The organism is Polaromonas sp. (assembly GCF_035638815.1).
Classification (GTDB): Bacteria; Pseudomonadota; Gammaproteobacteria; order Burkholderiales; family Burkholderiaceae_C; genus Polaromonas.
On the sequence record NZ_DASQZG010000009.1, the window covers coordinates 1 to 15,765 of the forward strand.

Consider the following 15,765-nt stretch of genomic DNA (forward strand, 5'->3'; position numbering starts at 1 on the left):
AACCCCCATCAAAATAGCCAAGCCAAGCCACAACCGGCCTACGCCCAAAGTGGCGGCTGCCAAAATGGCCGCGGCTCTGGCAGCCGCGCCACCCCAGTCTGCCGAGGCCAAAATTGCCATGGGCTGGCTGCACACCGCGAAGTTTTTGACCACGGCGCCCGAACTCAAGCATTTGCCGGAGATTGAGTTTCCCGAGATAGCTTTTGTGGGCCGTTCCAACGCGGGCAAATCCACTTGCATCAACACCCTGACCCAGATCAACCGCCTGGCTTTTGCCTCCAAAACACCCGGCCGCACCCAAAGCATCAACCTGTTTTCGCTGGGCAAACAGGGCGTGACCGACGCCGTGCTGGCCGATTTGCCCGGTTACGGCTACGCGGCCGTGCCCAAAGCGGCCAAGTATCGCTGGCAACAGGTGATGGGCAACTACCTGCAGACGCGTGACAACCTCAAAGGCGTGGTGCTGCTGTGCGACCCGCGCCTCGGCCTGACCGAGCTGGACGAAATTTTGCTGGACGTGATCCGCCCGCGTGTCGAGGAAGGCCTGAAGTTTCTGGTGTTGCTGACCAAGTCTGACAAGCTCAACAAAACCGAAGCGGCCAAGGCGCTGTCCATTGTGCGACTGCAGGCGGGTGGCGGCGATGTCAAACTCTTTTCTGCATTGAAGCGCCAGGGCGTGGAGGAAGTGGCCCAGCACTTGTGGCAATGGGCGCATCCGCCGGTCAAGGCAGAAAAGCCCGCCAAGGCGCCGCCCAAGCCTGAAGCCGAAGTGCCTGACAGCCTTTAACCGGCAAGGGTGGGCTGGAAGGCTTGCCCGCTGGATTTATCGGTAATTTACGGCTCTCGCCCTTTATTGACGGGCGCTGACAGCTATTAAAAACATAGCGAATATGATTCAAACCCGTCAGCTGCCCCTTCCTCACGGCATCACCCTGTCCTGTCGCATGGCGGGTGTCGAAGGCCGGCCGGTGCTGATGTTTTTGCACGGTTTTCCGGAAGCGGCTTTTGTCTGGGATGGGTTGCTTGAACACTTCTCCAAACCGGAAAACGGCGGCTACTTCTGCGTCGCGCCCAACCTTCGCGGGTTTGAAAAATCCAGCTCGCCCACTGATCCCGCTGCCTACCGGGCCAAGCATCTGGTGCAGGACATCTCGGCGCTGATTGCACAAACCTGCAGGCCCGGACAGCTGGAATGTTTAGTCGCCCACGACTGGGGCGGCGCGGTGGCCTGGGCGCTGGCTGCCACCATGCCGCAGTTGATGAAAAAGCTGGTCATCATCAACTCCCCGCACGCAGGCACTTTTTTGCGCGAGCTTCAGCACTCACCTGCCCAGCAGGCCAGCAGCGCTTACATGAATTTCCTGATCCGGCCCGATGCCGAAGTACTGCTGGCCGAGGATGACTTTCGCCGTCTGTGGGAGTTTTTCACCAACATGGGGGCGGCAAGCGGCCCCAACGCGTGGCTGACAGACAGCGTCAAGGCCCAATACCGCGAGGTTTGGTCCGCCGGCCTGACCGGCGGGTGCAACCTCTACCGCGCTTCGCCCTTGCGCCCGCCCCGCCCTGAAGACCCGGCCGCTGCGGCCGTCACCCTTCCGCGCGAGATGTTGACGGTCTTGCTGCCTACCCTGGTGGTCTGGGCGATGGACGACACTGCGCTGCCGCCCGCGCTGCTCGATGGACTGGCGGACTATGTGCCCAACATGCAGCTCGAGCGGGTCAAAGGCGCCTCGCACTGGATCGTGCATGAGCTCCCGGAGCAGGTGGCCGGGTATATCCAGCGCTTTCTGGCCACATCCTGATTGCTATATTTTAAATAGCAAACTATTGCCGTCGTTAAAGGGCAAGGGGCCAAAAAGGCTTGAAGGCGGGCTCAATAGAGCGAATCTTCGCCCTCGGGACGGGTTTTAAAGCGCTTGTGCACCCAGTAGTACTGCGCCGGCATGGTGCTGATGTATTCCTGCAAACGCTCGTTCATCAGCGCGGTATCGGCCAGCGGGTAATTGCTGGGGAAATTCGCCCAATGAGGAAGTACTTCCACCTCATAACCCGATGCTGTCAGGCGCGGCAACAGGGGCACGATTTTGGCGCGGCCCAGCCGGGCAAAACGCGCGAGCGACGGCACGGTGGCGGTAGGCAGCCGGTAAAACGGCACAAACACCGAGTCCTCGGGGCCAAAGTCCATGTCAGGCAGCAGGTACAGCGGTTGTCCTTCCCGCAAGGCCGTGACGATGGGTTTGACGCCGTGGGACCGCCCGAACAGGCGCAGATTTCCAAAGCGCATACGGCCACGCAAAATCCAGCGGTCCACCAGCTTGTTGGACTGGTCTGTGTAAATCGTGGTTGAAGCCCGGGGTTTGTGCAGCGCCACGCCAGCCCACGCCGCGTCCAGACCCACAAAGTGCGGCAGAAAAATCACCGTGGCTTCGTTTCCGTCAAGCTCGCCAACTGCCCCCGTCAGCCGCACGCGCTCCTGAACCCAGGCCCTGGGCGCATGCCACAACCAGGCCCGGTCCAGCCAGGCCTGTGCGAAATAAACGAAGGTCTGACGCGTCAAGCGACGCCGCTCAGCCTCGGGCCACTCGGGAAAACACAAACGCAAATTGGTTTGAACGACTCGCCTGCGCGCACCCACTAGGAGATACAGTGCCCAGCCAAGTAACTTGCCCAGCAAGCGCGTCCAGGACAGCGGGACAACAGCCAGCGCCTGCATGAAAGCAATACCAGCGCGGGTCGTCAAGCGGCTGGTCAATTGGCGAAGTGTTCTCAACGTGCGTCCTCGCGGGGTGTTTTGTAGCGGGCATATCCCCACAGATACTGGCCGGGCTGGCTCAGCACAATCGCTTCAATCGCGCGGTTGATTCGGGTCACGGCGTCGAGCAGATCTGCCTGACCCGACGGCTGCACGCCCTCCACCGCTGGCCAGATCTTCAGGAAATAACCCCGGCCGCGCGGCAGGCGCTCGCAACTCACGGGCAAGAGCGTCGCGCCGCTTTGCAGCGCCAGGCGGGCTGCCAGAGTCATGGTGTAGGCCGGTTTGCCAAAAAACGGGGCCCAGACACCCTGCCCCTCAGGCGGCACCTGATCGGTCAACAATGCAACGGCCTGGTTGTTTTTCAAGGCCTTGAGCATCAGGCGGATGCTGCTCAAACTGGCGGGCACCACGGTGAAGCCGGGGCGGCTGCGCGCCAAAAGCTCCAGACGCGCGAGCCAGGGCTTGCGTGCGGGGCGGTAAATCGCGGTGATCGGCCCGTACAACTCGGCCAGCGCCTGCGGACCCAGCTCAAAACTGCCGCAGTGGGGTCCAAAAAAAATCACGCCTTTACCAAGGTTAAACGCCTGACTGGCGATGTCACGGCCTTCAATCTGCACGTTGCCCAGACAGGATTCATCAGGTGGCCGCATCCACAGCTTGGGCAGCTCGCCGACGAAGCGGCCCGCCTCGCCGATTGCTGGGCGCGCGGTCTCAAACGGAAAACCGGCCTGCGCCACATTGGCGCGAAATTGCGCGCGGTAGGTGGGGCTCGCAGCCCACACAAGCCAACCCAGACCCGCGCCCACCGCATGCAAGACGCGTAGCGGCCAATGGGACAGGAAGCGGAACAGATAAAGCATCAAGAAGGCTGGGGAAGGGAGAGGGAAATGTGTAAACGATATAATCGCGGCTGTCGCTGAGTTACTGAACTACTTGCAGGGCGACATTAAACCAAACTGCTAAAGCGTTCGCCGAGGCATTCCAGCCGGCAACGCGCCGACAAACTTCATGGAGTGTACGCAATGGCGAACGATTTTCTCTTTACTTCCGAATCCGTCTCCGAAGGCCATCCTGACAAGGTAGCCGACCAGATTTCCGATGCCATCCTAGATGCCATCTTCAAGCAGGACCCACGTTCGCGCGTTGCCGCTGAAACCCTGACCAACACGGGTCTGGTTGTCCTGGCTGGCGAGATCACCACCAACGCCCACGTGGACTACATCCAAGTGGCGCGTGACACCATCAAGCGCATTGGCTACGACAACACCGAGTACGGCATCGATTACAAAGGCTGCGCGGTCATGGTCTGCTACGACAAGCAGTCCAACGACATCGCCCAGGGCGTGGACCACGCGTCTGACGACCACCTCAACATCGGCGCTGGCGATCAGGGCCTGATGTTTGGTTACGCCTGCGACGAGACGCCCGAGTTGATGCCCGCGCCTATTTATTACGCGCACCGTTTGGTCGAGCGCCAGGCCCAGCTCCGCAAAGACGGCCGCCTGCCTTTCCTGCGTCCCGACGCCAAAAGCCAGGTGACCATGCGTTATGTGGACGGCAAGCCACACAGCATTGACACCGTGGTGCTGTCCACCCAGCACAGCCCCGACCAGAGCGAGAACCAGCACAAGATGAAGGCATCCTTCGTGGAAGCCATCATTGAAGAAATCATCAAACCTGTGCTGCCCAAAGAGTGGCTCAAAGACACCAAATACCTGATCAACCCGACCGGCCGTTTTGTTATCGGCGGCCCGCAGGGCGATTGCGGCCTGACTGGCCGCAAGATCATTGTTGACACCTACGGCGGCGCCTGCCCTCACGGCGGCGGCGCGTTCAGCGGCAAAGACCCTTCCAAGGTGGATCGCTCCGCCGCTTATGCCGCCCGTTACGTGGCCAAGAACATCGTGGCCGCAGGCCTGGCCAAGCAGTGCCAGATCCAGGTGGCTTATGCCATCGGCGTTGCCCATCCAATGAACGTCACCGTGTACACCGAAGGCACCGGCGTGATGCCGGACGACAAACTCTCGGCATTGGTCAACGAGCACTTTGACCTGCGTCCAAAAGGCATCATCCAGATGCTGGACCTGCTGCGCCCGATCTACGAAAAAACTGCTGCCTATGGCCACTTCGGCCGCGACGAGCCAGAATTTACGTGGGAGAAAACCGACAAGGCAACCGCTTTGCGGGCTGCAGCCGGACTGTAAGTCCGGCCCGTGCCTCGGCACGGTTGGCGGTTTTTCAGCGCAGGCTAACTTCGCGCAGCGAAGTTAAGGGCCAATGGCCCGGCCGAAGCTAACGGACGGATAAAGCTGCGGCCCTTCGGGCAGCAGCGGGCCTGTAAAGCAGCCGCCTTGCGGGCTGCCGCAGACCTGAAGTAAAAGGTCCGCATTCAGGCTTTCAAGCCTGAATGCAGCTCATCAGCATGCCGTAATCAACCGGTTTGACCAGATGGTGGTCAAAACCGGCCTGGTCGGCGCGCTGTTTATCGGCAGCCTGCCCCCAGCCGGTTAGCGCAATCAGCAGGATTTTTTCGCCCCCAGGTTGTTGGCGAATCTGGCGGGCAGCGTCGTAGCCGTCTATTCCGGGCATGCCAATGTCCATCACCACCACGTCCGGACGTGCATTGCCGACCTTGGCAACCGCGGCAACGCCGTCATACACGGTGGTGACCGTAAAACCGTCCATGCCAAGCAGCGCCTCCAGCGTGTCTGCCGCATCGACGTTGTCATCCACCACCAGAATATTCAACGAGTTTTTCAAGCCCGTGCTGGCGTCAACCGCTGGCATGGGGTCGGGCTTGGTCGGTTCGTCCTGCTGCTGAAGCACCACTGGCAGAGTCAAAATAAACTCACTGCCTTTGCCCAGCCCGTCGCTGGTTACCCAGACCCTTCCGCCGTGCATTTCGGCGAACTGTTTGGCCAGGCTCAGACCAATACCAAGCCCGGTTGGCGCCTCGCCGGGCACGGGATTTTGCGCAAAAAGTTCGAAGATCCTCGTCAAGGATTTGGCTTCAAGTCCAATGCCGTTGTCCCGCACCCTAAAAACCACCGTATCACCCTCCACTTCAACGCGAAGCAGAATCGTCCCCTGGCTGGGCGTGAACTTGGCCGCGTTCACCAGCAGGTTGGCCACACTTTGCACCAGTCGGGCGTGGTCCGCATCCAGCACATGAGGGCCTGAGGGCTCCTCAATTTGCAAGGTATGCCCCTTGCCTTCCATGATGGCGCTTGATAGTTCCACCGCGTGATGAATGACCGACTGCAACGCGATCGGCCCTCTCCTCAACACAACTTTTCCGCTGGTGATTCGGGCCACATCGAGCAGGTCATCCACCAGACGGGTGAGGTGAGTCACCTGCCGGTCCACCACATTGCGCAGTTGGGTAACCGGCCCCGAATCCGGGTGAAGGTGCCGCAATATGCCCATGGATGTGCGAATCGGGGCCAGCGGATTGCGCAGCTCGTGCGCAAGCGTTGCCAAAAATTCGTCCTTGCGCTGATCGGCATCCCTGACCTGGTATTGCCTCTCGCGAGCGCGGATGGCTGACCGGCTGGCCGTGATTAACGCAATGGTGCGCACCGGCCTCTCGAGCAAGGTGACATTGCCCAGATGTTCCACTGCTCGCTGGGCATCAACAGAATCGGCGCCGCTTCGAGTCAGCACCAAAATGGGAAGATCGGACCATGTGGGTTGTGAGAGGACATAGTCCGCCAGAGCAAGCATGCCGTTGCCGCCTATCACCTCTTCAGCCAGCAGCAATGCGCCGGCGCCTTGAGCAAGCTCGTTCATCAAGTCGCCGACCCCGCCGCACACCACACTGTCAATGCCGACCGAGGCAAACACCCGGGCGGTAAGTGGTCCATCCTGCCCCGTGGGGGCACAAATGACGATGCGCCGCTCCACTTATCGCACCTCCGCGGTCTCACCTGCCGTATTCGCATTTCCAACATAAACAGGCACACCGGTCAGAATGCCCCTGAAGCCGCGCAGCACCTTGCCGACATGAATGCCCTCTGACGACATTTCAAACTGTCGTATGGTTCTTTCATGCAGGCTGCCACGCTTCTTCACGACGGAGACGGCACGTTTGACCTCGCCGTCATACTCAAAGTAACGAAGCATCACCACGTTGTCGGCCATATAGCTGGCATCCATCGCCGTCGACATCTGGCTGCCCAACAGGCCTTGCTGCACGCCCACCAGAATGGTTACCACGCCTCGCTGGCCGAGATAGGTCAACAGTTCATGCAAGTGGGTGGACAGGAATCTTTCATCAGGCATGGCATTGAGATAGCCATTAATGCTGTCAATCACCACAACCTTGGCCCCATCATCGGCTGCCTTGCAAACGGCGGCAGAAAATTCCCCGGGCGACAACTCAGCGGGATCGACTTGTTGCAGGGTCACCACCCCGCTGTCATAGGCGTCGCGAATTCCCAGACCCAGCCCATCGACGCGGTTGAGAAGGTTGTTGACGGACTCCTCAAACAAAAACATGGCGCTACGCTGGCCGCGTTGCGCAGCCGCATCAATAAACTGGCAGGCCAGCGAAGACTTGCCCGCCCCGGCCGGGCCGGCAATCAAGGTACTGCTGCCCTCTTCAAGCCCGCCGCCCAGCAACAGATCCAGCTCACTCAAGCCACTGTTGGTCTGGCTGCGTTTGCCCGACACGCGGGACTCAGCTGCCACCAGCCGGGGATAAACATGCAAACCGCCATAGCGAATGTCGTAGTCATGCAAGCCGCCACGAAAAGCCACGCCACGGTATTTCACAACCCGCACGCGGCGACGCTCGGCTCCGTAGTCCTTGACCGATTGCTCCAGCGTGACCACGCAATGGGCAATGCTGCGAACCTGTAAATCGATCCCCGCAGCCGTCCGGTCATCAAGCAGCATGACGGTACAGGAGCGGCTGGCGAAGAATTGTTTGAGCGCCAACACCTGACGCCGGTAGCGCAAGGGTGAATCCGCCAGCAGCTGCAACTCGGACAATGAGTCCAGCACGACCCTGGTCGGTTTGCGCTCCTCAACCACCGCAAGAATGCGCTGGGTCGTACTGCCCATTTCCACCTCGGACGGATGGAACATGGTGTATTGCGCTTCGGGAAGAAGCAGGTTTTCAGAAGGCAGTACCTCCTGGATATGAATGCCGCTGATGTCCCAGCCATGGGACTCGGCCACACCGCGCAACTCCGCTGCCGTTTCCGCCAGCGTGATGTAGACAGTTGACTCGCCGTTTTTCGCCCCCTCGAGCAGGAACTGCAGCCCGGTCGTTGTCTTCCCGGTGCCAGGCTCGCCTTCAATCAGGTAAACGCGCTCCTGGGTAAGCCCTCCCCCAAGGATATTGTCCAGGCCGGCAATGCCTGTTGATAAAACCGCCTGTCTTGCGTTGGTCTGGATGTTCATGTCTGCCAAAGTCTTCGAGTTGTTATCAAAGGGCGACCGCCGGAAGATGCCGTGTGACCCCCTTTGGAAAAATAATAATTTCGGCGCGAAAAAGCGCCAGTTTTTTACGCCCGCAACATCTGTAGGACAGAACCGAAAAAACGCATGCCCAAAAAGTACGGGCGTAAAAAAACCACCTCAACAGGTGGTTTTGTTCCGGTACCGCCGGCTATCGCACGTAAGGCGTCGAACTCACGTGCTTGCCGCTGCCTGGCACATCGTCAGGCTTGGCCTTGGGATCGGGCAGAGGCTGGGTCTTGTTGGTGCCCTCCTCGCCAAATGTCTTTTTCTCGGCGTCCACAGGATCAGCATCGTTTTCGTTGTTGTCCCGCGAATCACCTACGCCGACGCTGGTATGACCCATATGACCCCTAATTGGCTGTTAGATGGAAAAACTTGGCTCGTTGCCCGCCACTTCCCGACACTCGCGACGATCAGGCGTTCTGCGCGCACCCACCAAAAATGGCCAGGAGGCCCGCCCCACGCGTGACCGGACCGCGTCCGTAGGGAACTTGTCCTCAGATCGCGAAAAATCGCCGGGACGGGAATCGGCGTAACGACTCGACATTTCAATATTGAAGTTCATGGCTAATTCCTGGAAGGGATGTGGCGGCTGAAGGGATTGATTCACTGTAAGCAGGGAAGCTGGGCGAATTTGTGGGATTCACCCCTCGGAATTTGTAGGACAAGCCGGCCGCCCTGAGGCAATTTTTTTGACCGCCGCCTTGAAACAGCCCCGAAACCCCTTATCATTAGCACTCGATAGTATTGAGTGCTAACAAACTCATTCCAGCCCGTTCACAAGTACCCGTACCCCGTACGCGTGCTTTTTTGATCCCAAAACCATTGTTTCAAACAAGGAGCTCCCATGAAACTTCGTCCCCTGCACGATCGCGTGATCGTCAAACGTGTCGAAAACGAAACCAAAACCGCCTCCGGCATCGTCATTCCTGACAGCGCCGCAGAAAAGCCTGATCAGGGCGAAGTGCTGGCCGTGGGCCCTGGCAAGAAAAACGACAAGGGCGAAATCAGCGCCATGGCCGTCAAGGTCGGTGACCGCGTTTTGTTCGGCAAATACAGCGGCCAGACCGTCAAGGTTGATGGCGACGAATTGCTGGTCATGAAAGAAGACGACCTCTTCGCAGTGGTCGAGAAGTAATTTTTCGCATCTGCTACTTATTTGATAGCTGCTAGCGCCCGCACCAATTGGGCTAGCAAGCGATTTCACTCATAAACTTTAAGGAATCTGCATCATGGCAGCAAAAGACGTAATTTTCGGCGGCGAAGCCCGCGCACGCATGGTTGAGGGTGTGAACATCCTGGCCAACGCAGTCAAGGTAACCCTGGGCCCTAAAGGCCGCAATGTGGTGCTGGAGCGCTCTTTCGGCGCCCCTACCGTGACCAAAGACGGTGTGTCCGTCGCCAAAGAAATCGAACTCAAAGACAAGCTGCAGAACATGGGCGCGCAGATGGTCAAGGAAGTTGCTTCCAAGACTTCTGACATCGCTGGTGACGGCACCACGACCGCTACCGTTCTGGCACAAGCCATTGTTCGCGAAGGCATGAAATACGTTGCCGCCGGCATGAACCCGATGGACCTGAAGCGCGGCATCGACAAGGCTGTGACAGCCCTGGTTGAAGAGCTGAAAAAAGCTTCCAAGCCCACCACCACCAGCAAGGAAATTGCCCAGGTCGGCACCATCTCTGCCAATAGCGACGAAGAAGTCGGCAAGATCATCGCTGAAGCGATGGATAAAGTCGGCAAAGAAGGCGTTATCACGGTTGAAGACGGCAAGTCGCTCAACAGCGAACTCGACGTGGTTGAAGGCATGCAGTTTGACCGCGGCTACCTGTCGCCTTACTTCATCAACAACCCTGAAAAGCAGTCCGCGATTCTGGACAACCCGTTTGTTCTGCTCTACGACAAAAAGATCAGCAACATCCGTGACCTGCTGCCTACGCTTGAGCAAGTGGCCAAGTCCAGCCGTCCGCTGCTGATCATCTCGGAAGACGTCGAAGGCGAGGCCCTGGCTACGCTGGTGGTCAACACCATCCGCGGCATTTTGAAGGTTGTGGCTGTGAAGGCCCCTGGTTTCGGCGACCGCCGCAAAGCCATGCTGGAAGACATAGCCACCCTGACCGGCGGCAAGGTCATCGCTGAAGAAGTTGGCCTGACACTCGAAAAAGTGACCCTGGCTGACCTCGGCCAGGCCAAGCGCATCGAAGTGGGCAAGGAAAACACCATCATCATCGACGGCGCCGGCGCTGCTGCTGACATCGAAGCCCGCGTCAAGCAGGTTCGTGTCCAGATCGAAGAAGCCACCAGCGACTACGACCGTGAAAAACTGCAAGAGCGCGTGGCCAAGCTGGCCGGCGGTGTTGCCGTGATCAAAGTTGGCGCTGCCACCGAAGTCGAAATGAAAGAGAAAAAAGCCCGCGTGGAAGACGCCCTGCACGCTACCCGCGCTGCTGTGGAAGAAGGCATTGTTGCCGGCGGCGGCGTGGCCCTGCTGCGCGCCAAGCAAACAGCTGGCGTTATCAAAGGCGACAACGCTGACCAGGAAGCCGGCATCAAGCTGATCCTGCGCGCCATCGAAGAGCCACTGCGCATCATCGTCTCCAACGCTGGCGAAGAGCCAAGCGTAGTGGTCAATGCTGTGCTGGCCGGCAAAGGCAACTACGGCTACAACGCCGCCAACGCGACCTATGGCGACATGATCGACATGGGTATCCTGGACCCAACCAAAGTGACCCGCACTGCACTGCAAAACGCAGCGTCCGTGTCGTCGCTGATGCTGACAACCGAGTGCATGGTTGCCGAGGCTCCGAAAGACGAGTCCGGCGCCGGCGGTCCTGGCGGCATGGGTGGTGGCATGGGCGGTATGGGTGGCATGGGCGGTATGGACATGTAATGTCCGCTGTCCGGATCGCACCCTGAAAAGTGCGACCCATCGGCACCTCGACCCGCAGCGCGAAAGCCTGCGGGTTTTTCTTTGCCCGGACGGTTATGCCGTCATCAGCCCGGCGCATCCTCCCGCACTTTGAGCTTGTCGACCACGGCGAGAAAACCGGCGATCAACGGGGCTGATCGCCGCTCCGCCAGGCAGATGACATGCACATGCGTGCTCAACTGCAAGTCCTGAATCGGTAGCACCACAAGACGGGCATCCGGCACGAAAGCTGTCTCGGCAACAACGCCCAGACCCAGCCCCTGTGCCACGGCTTCGCGTACCGATTCCCGGCTGCCCATTTCCACGGAGCTGCGCACACGCACGCCTGCAGCCGCCAGTCCAGCCTCAAACACGGAACGGGTTTGGGAACCGTGTTCACGCAGCACAAACTCCTGCCCCTCCAGATCGGACAGCGTCACGCTTTCAGCTGCCGCAAGTGGATGACCTGCGGCTGCAAATACGATCAGGGCCTGGCGTCGATAGGGGACGCAATGCACGCGTTCATCGTCGACCGCGTGCAAGAGCACGCCAACATCGTCGCGATGGTCGAGTATTTTTTCAACGATCTGTCGGGAATCTCCCACGCTGACTGCCAGCCGGATTTTCGGAAAGAGTCCACGGTACTGTTTGACCATGGGCAGCACGTTGTAAGGCCCAACGGCGCAGATTTTTAAATGCCCCTCGTACTGGCTGCGCGCGCTGAGGAGCAGCATGGCTGCTTGCTGCTCGGCGCGGTAGATGCGGTTGCTCACCTCATGCAGCGCATGCCCAAAAGTGGTGAGTTCCACCCCGCGGCCGCGGCGCACAAACAGCTCGACCCCAAACCGCTTTTCCAGGCCCGCGATGTGCGCAGAAACCGTTGGCTGACGAATCCCCAGCAAACGCGCAGCCGCAGACATGCTGCCGCTGCGCGCGGTGGCATCAAACGCTTTCAGTTCGGCTGAAGAAGACAGATCCATAGATACAACCTATAGATTAATTGCCGGAGATGACAGTTTTATTAATGGCTGTGTCATACGGCCTGCGCAAACTTCCCCCATGCCCGCCATCCACCCAATTACACCCAGCGTCGCCAGGGATCCCTCCATTCATTCGTCGCACGCCAACGCGCCAACCGTCCTTCGCACGCAAGGACTTGAAGTTACTTATGACAATGGGACCCGCGCGCTGCTCCCGACCTCTCTGGAATTCGCGCAGGGTGAATTTATTGTTCTGCTGGGCGCATCCGGCGCCGGCAAGTCCACGCTGCTGCGTTCGTTGAACGGACTGATCCGTCCCGGGGCTGGCCAGGTCATTGCCACCGGCACAGGCGACCTCTCCGACCCCGCACACCTTCGGAACCATCGCCGCAAGACCGGCATGATTTTTCAGCAGCATCATTTGATCGGCCGTCTGTCGGTTCTGGCCAATGTGCTCACAGGCAGGCTGGGATATCACAGTCTGCTCGCAACCCTCGCCCCATGGTCACGCGCCGAGAAGGAAAGCGCGCTGGCCGCTCTTGACCGCGTCGGGCTGTTGGACCGCGCACTCGATCGGGCTGACCAGCTCTCAGGTGGGCAGCAGCAGCGCGTAGGTGTTGCCCGCGCACTGGTGCAGGAACCCAGAGTATTGCTGGCGGACGAACCCGTGGCCAGCCTCGACCCCGCCACCGCAGAACGTCTGTTATCTCTGCTGCACGGCATTTGTAAATCTGACGGCCTGACGCTGATCGTCAGCCTGCACCAGGTTGAATTCGCAAAGCAGTTTGCCGACCGCATCGTAGGTCTGCACGCGGGGTCGGTCGTCTTCGATGGCGCGCCCGCCGCGCTGACGCCGGAGCGGGCACAAAGCCTCTACGGCACGCAATCCTCGTCTTCGCTGAAACAAACCCCTCATAACGTCATCAACTTTCAACCTGCCGGAGCCCTCTCATGAATCGTCGTCAACATCTACTTTCTCTTGCCGTCCTCGCTACCGCTTTGTCCAGCCCTGTTTTCGCGCAGGGCAAAGACCCCGCCAAACTTCGCGTGGCACTGCTGCCTGATGAAAACGCAGCCACCCTTATTCAGAATGCCCAGCCGCTCAAGCTGTATCTGGAGCAAACCCTGAAGAAGGACGTCGAGCTGATTGTTACCACCGACTACTCGTCGATGATTGAAGCCATGCGCTTTGGCCGCATCGAGGTGGCGTACTTCGGCCCGTTTTCATATGTACTGGCCAAATCGCGCGCGCCCAATATAGAGCCCTTCGCCGTCGGCGTAGAGCGTGGTTCCCCGACCTACAACTCGATCCTGATCGCCACCGCAGGCGGGCCGGTGAAATCATTGGCAGACATCAAGGGCCAGCCCTTTGCCTTTGGCGACCAGGCTTCCACGTCCAGCCACCTCGCCCCGCGGGCGCACCTCCTCAAGAAGGCGGGACTGGACGGCACGAAGGACTACAAACCGGTACACCTCGGTGCACACGACGCGGTGGCCCGTGCGGTGCAGGCAGGGCAAGTGCCGGCCGGCGCGCTCTCGAAAGCGATTTTTGACACGCTGGTCACCAAGGGCACGATCGACGCCAGCAAAGTGGTGCAGCTCGACCTGTCCGCGCCCATTCCCAATTACCCCATGGTGATGCAAGGCGATTTGGCACCCGGCCTGAAGCAGGCCATACGCGCGGCCTTTTTAACGATGAAAGACAAGGAAGTGCTCAAGGCATTTCGTGTGGACGGCTTCGCCGCGACCGATGACAAGGCCTACGACGTGTTGCGCGAAACCGCAACCCTGCTCAAGCTCGATTTGGCCAAAACAAAATGACAGCTGCCATCGCTTCCGAGCGGTACGCCGAAATTCTCGCTAGCGCGGGCAGGCAGTCGGGCCGACAGGCCAGGCTGGTGGGATGTATCGTCGCTGTGTGTATAGCCGCGCTGTGGCTCACAGGTTTTTTTGACCTCGGCCGCTTTGTGGAAGGTGCGCCCGCGGTGGCCCAGCTCGCCTCTGAAATGGTGCCGCCCAATTTCTCACGGTGGCAAAGCTGGATCAAACCCCTGCTTGATACCCTGGCCATGTCGATCGCGGGCACTGCATTGGCCGTTGTCTTTTCGCTGCCCCTGGCCTTGATGGCAGCACCCAACACCACGCCCAACGCGGTGGTCTACCGCGTCACCCGCGTGTTTCTGGCCGCCTTCCGCTCAGTGCCTGAAATCATTCTCGGTATTCTTTTTGTGGCGGTGGTTGGCTTTGGCGCCCTGCCGGGCGTCCTGGCGCTGGCTCTTCATTCCATGGGAATGGTTGCCAAGTTTTATGCAGAGTCCATTGAACACGTGGATCCGCGGCCACTGGAAGCAGCCAGTGCCGCGGGCGCGAGCCGCTTGCAGGTGATCACCCACGCCGTACTGCCGCAGGTGCTGCCGCAGCTGGCCGACATCACAATTTATCGCTGGGAGTATCACTTCCGCGCATCGGCAGTGCTGGGGATTGTTGGCGCAGGCGGCATTGGCTTTGAACTGATGGCGGCCCTGCGGCTGATCAAGTACGACGAAGTGTCTGCCATCTTGCTCGCCATCCTGGCCTGTGTACTGGTCGTGGACAGCATTGGCGCGATGCTGCGCCGCAAACTCAAGTAACAAATTCATCCGACATCCATGAGCAAACGCCCGAAAATTCTCGTCACCCAGCGCATCCACGAAGAAGTCCAGCGCCGCCTCTCTGTGCACGGCGATCTGGACATGAACGACAGCCCCGATCCCTGGCCACGCGCCGAGATCATCAGGCGAGCCGCCAGCGCCACTGCCATCATGGGTTTTATGACCGACCAGGTTGACACAGACCTGCTCCATGCCGCCCCCGATCTTGAAGTTGTAGCCTGCGCCCTGAAGGGCTATGACAACTACGACGTAGACGCATGCACGCAATCTGGCGTGTGGCTCAGCATCGTGCCGGATCTTCTGACCGAGCCAACGGCCGAGCTGGCTATTGGCCTGGCCATTGGTCTCGCCCGCCACGTTCGCCAGGGCGATGCCTACATGCGTACGGGAGACTTCGCCGGCTGGCGGACGCATTTCTACGGCACCGGCCTGCATGGCTCGGTCGCCGCGGTTGTGGGGCTGGGCCAGGTGGGCAGCGCGATTATTCAGAGGCTGCAGGGGTTTGGCTGCGCGCGTATTCTGGGGGTTGATCCGGGTGCTGTGCTTGAAGGGGTAGAAGCATCCTCGCTGGATGTGGCGATGCGGCAGGCAGACTATCTGTTTGTGGCGGCACCTCTGACCGCCAGCAGTCATCACCTGGTCAGCGACACACAGCTCGGACATGCCAGAGCAGGCCAGTTAATCATCAACGTGGGTCGCGGTTCCGTCGTCGATGAGGGGGCTGTCTTGCGGGCATTGCAAGCCGGGTGCATAGGAGGCTATGCTGCTGACGTGTTTGGCTGCGAAGACTGGCAGTTGCCTGGACGTCCGCGGTGCGTCTCTCCCGACCTCTTGGCACTGGACAACACCCTGTTCACCCCGCACATTGGTTCTGCGGTTCGTGCCGTACGGCTGGCCATAGAGCAAAGCGCTGCCGATAACATCATCGCGGTGCTGATGGGGAAAACGCCGCCGAACGCCATCAACGCGCCGGAGCAGATAGCGGCCTGAAAAAGCAAAAGGTC

At 59.7% G+C, this 15,765-nt stretch carries 15 protein-coding genes; 9 read left to right on the forward strand and 6 right to left on the reverse strand.

Annotation, left to right across the window (positions count from 1 at the left end):
* Nucleotides 1–64 precede the first annotated feature (64 nt).
* Both yihA and VE934_RS03900 read left to right on the forward strand, forming a co-directional pair.
* The gene (gene yihA / locus VE934_RS03895) at nucleotides 65–787 is read left to right on the forward strand and encodes a ribosome biogenesis GTP-binding protein YihA/YsxC (RefSeq protein WP_324884937.1); all 723 of its coding nucleotides are present in this window, start codon (nucleotides 65–67) and stop codon (nucleotides 785–787) included.
* A 103-nt stretch (nucleotides 788–890) separates the two neighbouring features.
* The gene (locus VE934_RS03900; RefSeq protein ID WP_324884529.1) at nucleotides 891–1,802 is read left to right on the forward strand and encodes an alpha/beta hydrolase; all 912 of its coding nucleotides are present in this window, start codon (nucleotides 891–893) and stop codon (nucleotides 1,800–1,802) included.
* A 71-nt stretch (nucleotides 1,803–1,873) separates the two neighbouring features.
* Here the strand turns inward: VE934_RS03900 and VE934_RS03905 are convergent, their stop codons facing one another.
* Nucleotides 1,874–2,770 (reverse strand): lipid A biosynthesis acyltransferase, encoded by an 897-nt coding sequence (locus VE934_RS03905; RefSeq protein WP_324884531.1) that lies wholly within the window; start codon nucleotides 2,768–2,770, stop codon nucleotides 1,874–1,876.
* Nucleotides 2,767–3,615 carry a lysophospholipid acyltransferase family protein gene (locus VE934_RS03910; RefSeq protein ID WP_324884533.1) on the reverse strand — a complete coding sequence of 283 codons (849 nt, stop codon included), beginning with the start codon at nucleotides 3,613–3,615 and terminating at the stop codon, nucleotides 2,767–2,769. The genes VE934_RS03905 and VE934_RS03910 overlap by 4 nt, the downstream gene beginning before the upstream one ends.
* Before the next feature lie 162 nt (nucleotides 3,616–3,777).
* On the opposite strand from VE934_RS03910, the gene metK reads away from it, so the two are divergent.
* Complete coding sequence (gene metK / locus VE934_RS03915) at nucleotides 3,778–4,959, forward strand: methionine adenosyltransferase (RefSeq protein ID WP_324884535.1); 1,182 nt, start codon at nucleotides 3,778–3,780, stop codon at nucleotides 4,957–4,959.
* Between the two features lie 193 nt (nucleotides 4,960–5,152).
* On the opposite strand, the gene VE934_RS03920 is transcribed toward metK, so the two are convergent.
* The 3 genes from VE934_RS03920 to VE934_RS03930 form a co-directional block, all read right to left on the reverse strand.
* The gene (locus VE934_RS03920; protein ID WP_324884537.1) at nucleotides 5,153–6,658 is read right to left on the reverse strand and encodes a response regulator; all 1,506 of its coding nucleotides are present in this window, start codon (nucleotides 6,656–6,658) and stop codon (nucleotides 5,153–5,155) included.
* A complete protein-coding gene (locus VE934_RS03925) occupies nucleotides 6,659–8,161 on the reverse strand; it encodes an ATPase domain-containing protein (RefSeq protein ID WP_324884539.1) in 1,503 nt (500 codons plus the stop codon).
* A gap of 208 nt (nucleotides 8,162–8,369) precedes the next feature.
* Entirely contained in the window at nucleotides 8,370–8,564 is a 195-nt protein-coding gene (locus VE934_RS03930; protein WP_324884541.1) for a hypothetical protein, read from the reverse strand.
* A 504-nt stretch (nucleotides 8,565–9,068) separates the two neighbouring features.
* Between VE934_RS03930 and groES the strand changes: the two genes are divergently transcribed.
* Both groES and groL read left to right on the forward strand, forming a co-directional pair.
* Nucleotides 9,069–9,359, forward strand: coding sequence for a co-chaperone GroES (groES, locus tag VE934_RS03935; protein WP_096667046.1), 291 nt, complete (start codon nucleotides 9,069–9,071; stop codon nucleotides 9,357–9,359).
* 94 nt (nucleotides 9,360–9,453) lie between these two features.
* Complete coding sequence (gene groL / locus VE934_RS03940; RefSeq protein WP_324884547.1) at nucleotides 9,454–11,112, forward strand: chaperonin GroEL; 1,659 nt, start codon at nucleotides 9,454–9,456, stop codon at nucleotides 11,110–11,112.
* Nucleotides 11,113–11,216: 104 nt separating this feature from the next.
* Here groL and VE934_RS03945 read toward each other — a convergent pair whose 3' ends face one another.
* Nucleotides 11,217–12,110, reverse strand: a complete 894-nt coding sequence (locus VE934_RS03945) for a LysR substrate-binding domain-containing protein (protein WP_324884549.1) — start codon at nucleotides 12,108–12,110, stop codon at nucleotides 11,217–11,219.
* A 79-nt stretch (nucleotides 12,111–12,189) separates the two neighbouring features.
* On the opposite strand from VE934_RS03945, the gene phnC reads away from it, so the two are divergent.
* From phnC to VE934_RS03965, 4 genes are read left to right on the forward strand one after another with little or no spacing between them, the layout of a single operon-like run.
* Nucleotides 12,190–13,065: a phosphonate ABC transporter ATP-binding protein gene (gene phnC, locus VE934_RS03950; protein ID WP_324884551.1), complete on the forward strand. Its 876-nt coding sequence runs from the start codon at nucleotides 12,190–12,192 to the stop codon at nucleotides 13,063–13,065.
* Nucleotides 13,062–13,931: a phosphate/phosphite/phosphonate ABC transporter substrate-binding protein gene (phnD, locus tag VE934_RS03955; protein WP_324884553.1), complete on the forward strand. Its 870-nt coding sequence runs from the start codon at nucleotides 13,062–13,064 to the stop codon at nucleotides 13,929–13,931. Before phnC ends, phnD begins: the two co-directional genes overlap by 4 nt.
* A complete protein-coding gene (gene phnE, locus VE934_RS03960) occupies nucleotides 13,928–14,740 on the forward strand; it encodes a phosphonate ABC transporter, permease protein PhnE (protein ID WP_324884554.1) in 813 nt (270 codons plus the stop codon). The genes phnD and phnE overlap by 4 nt, the downstream gene beginning before the upstream one ends.
* 18 nt (nucleotides 14,741–14,758) lie before the next feature.
* Entirely contained in the window at nucleotides 14,759–15,751 is a 993-nt protein-coding gene (locus tag VE934_RS03965; RefSeq protein WP_324884556.1) for an NAD(P)-dependent oxidoreductase, read from the forward strand.
* Nucleotides 15,752–15,765 lie beyond the last annotated feature (14 nt).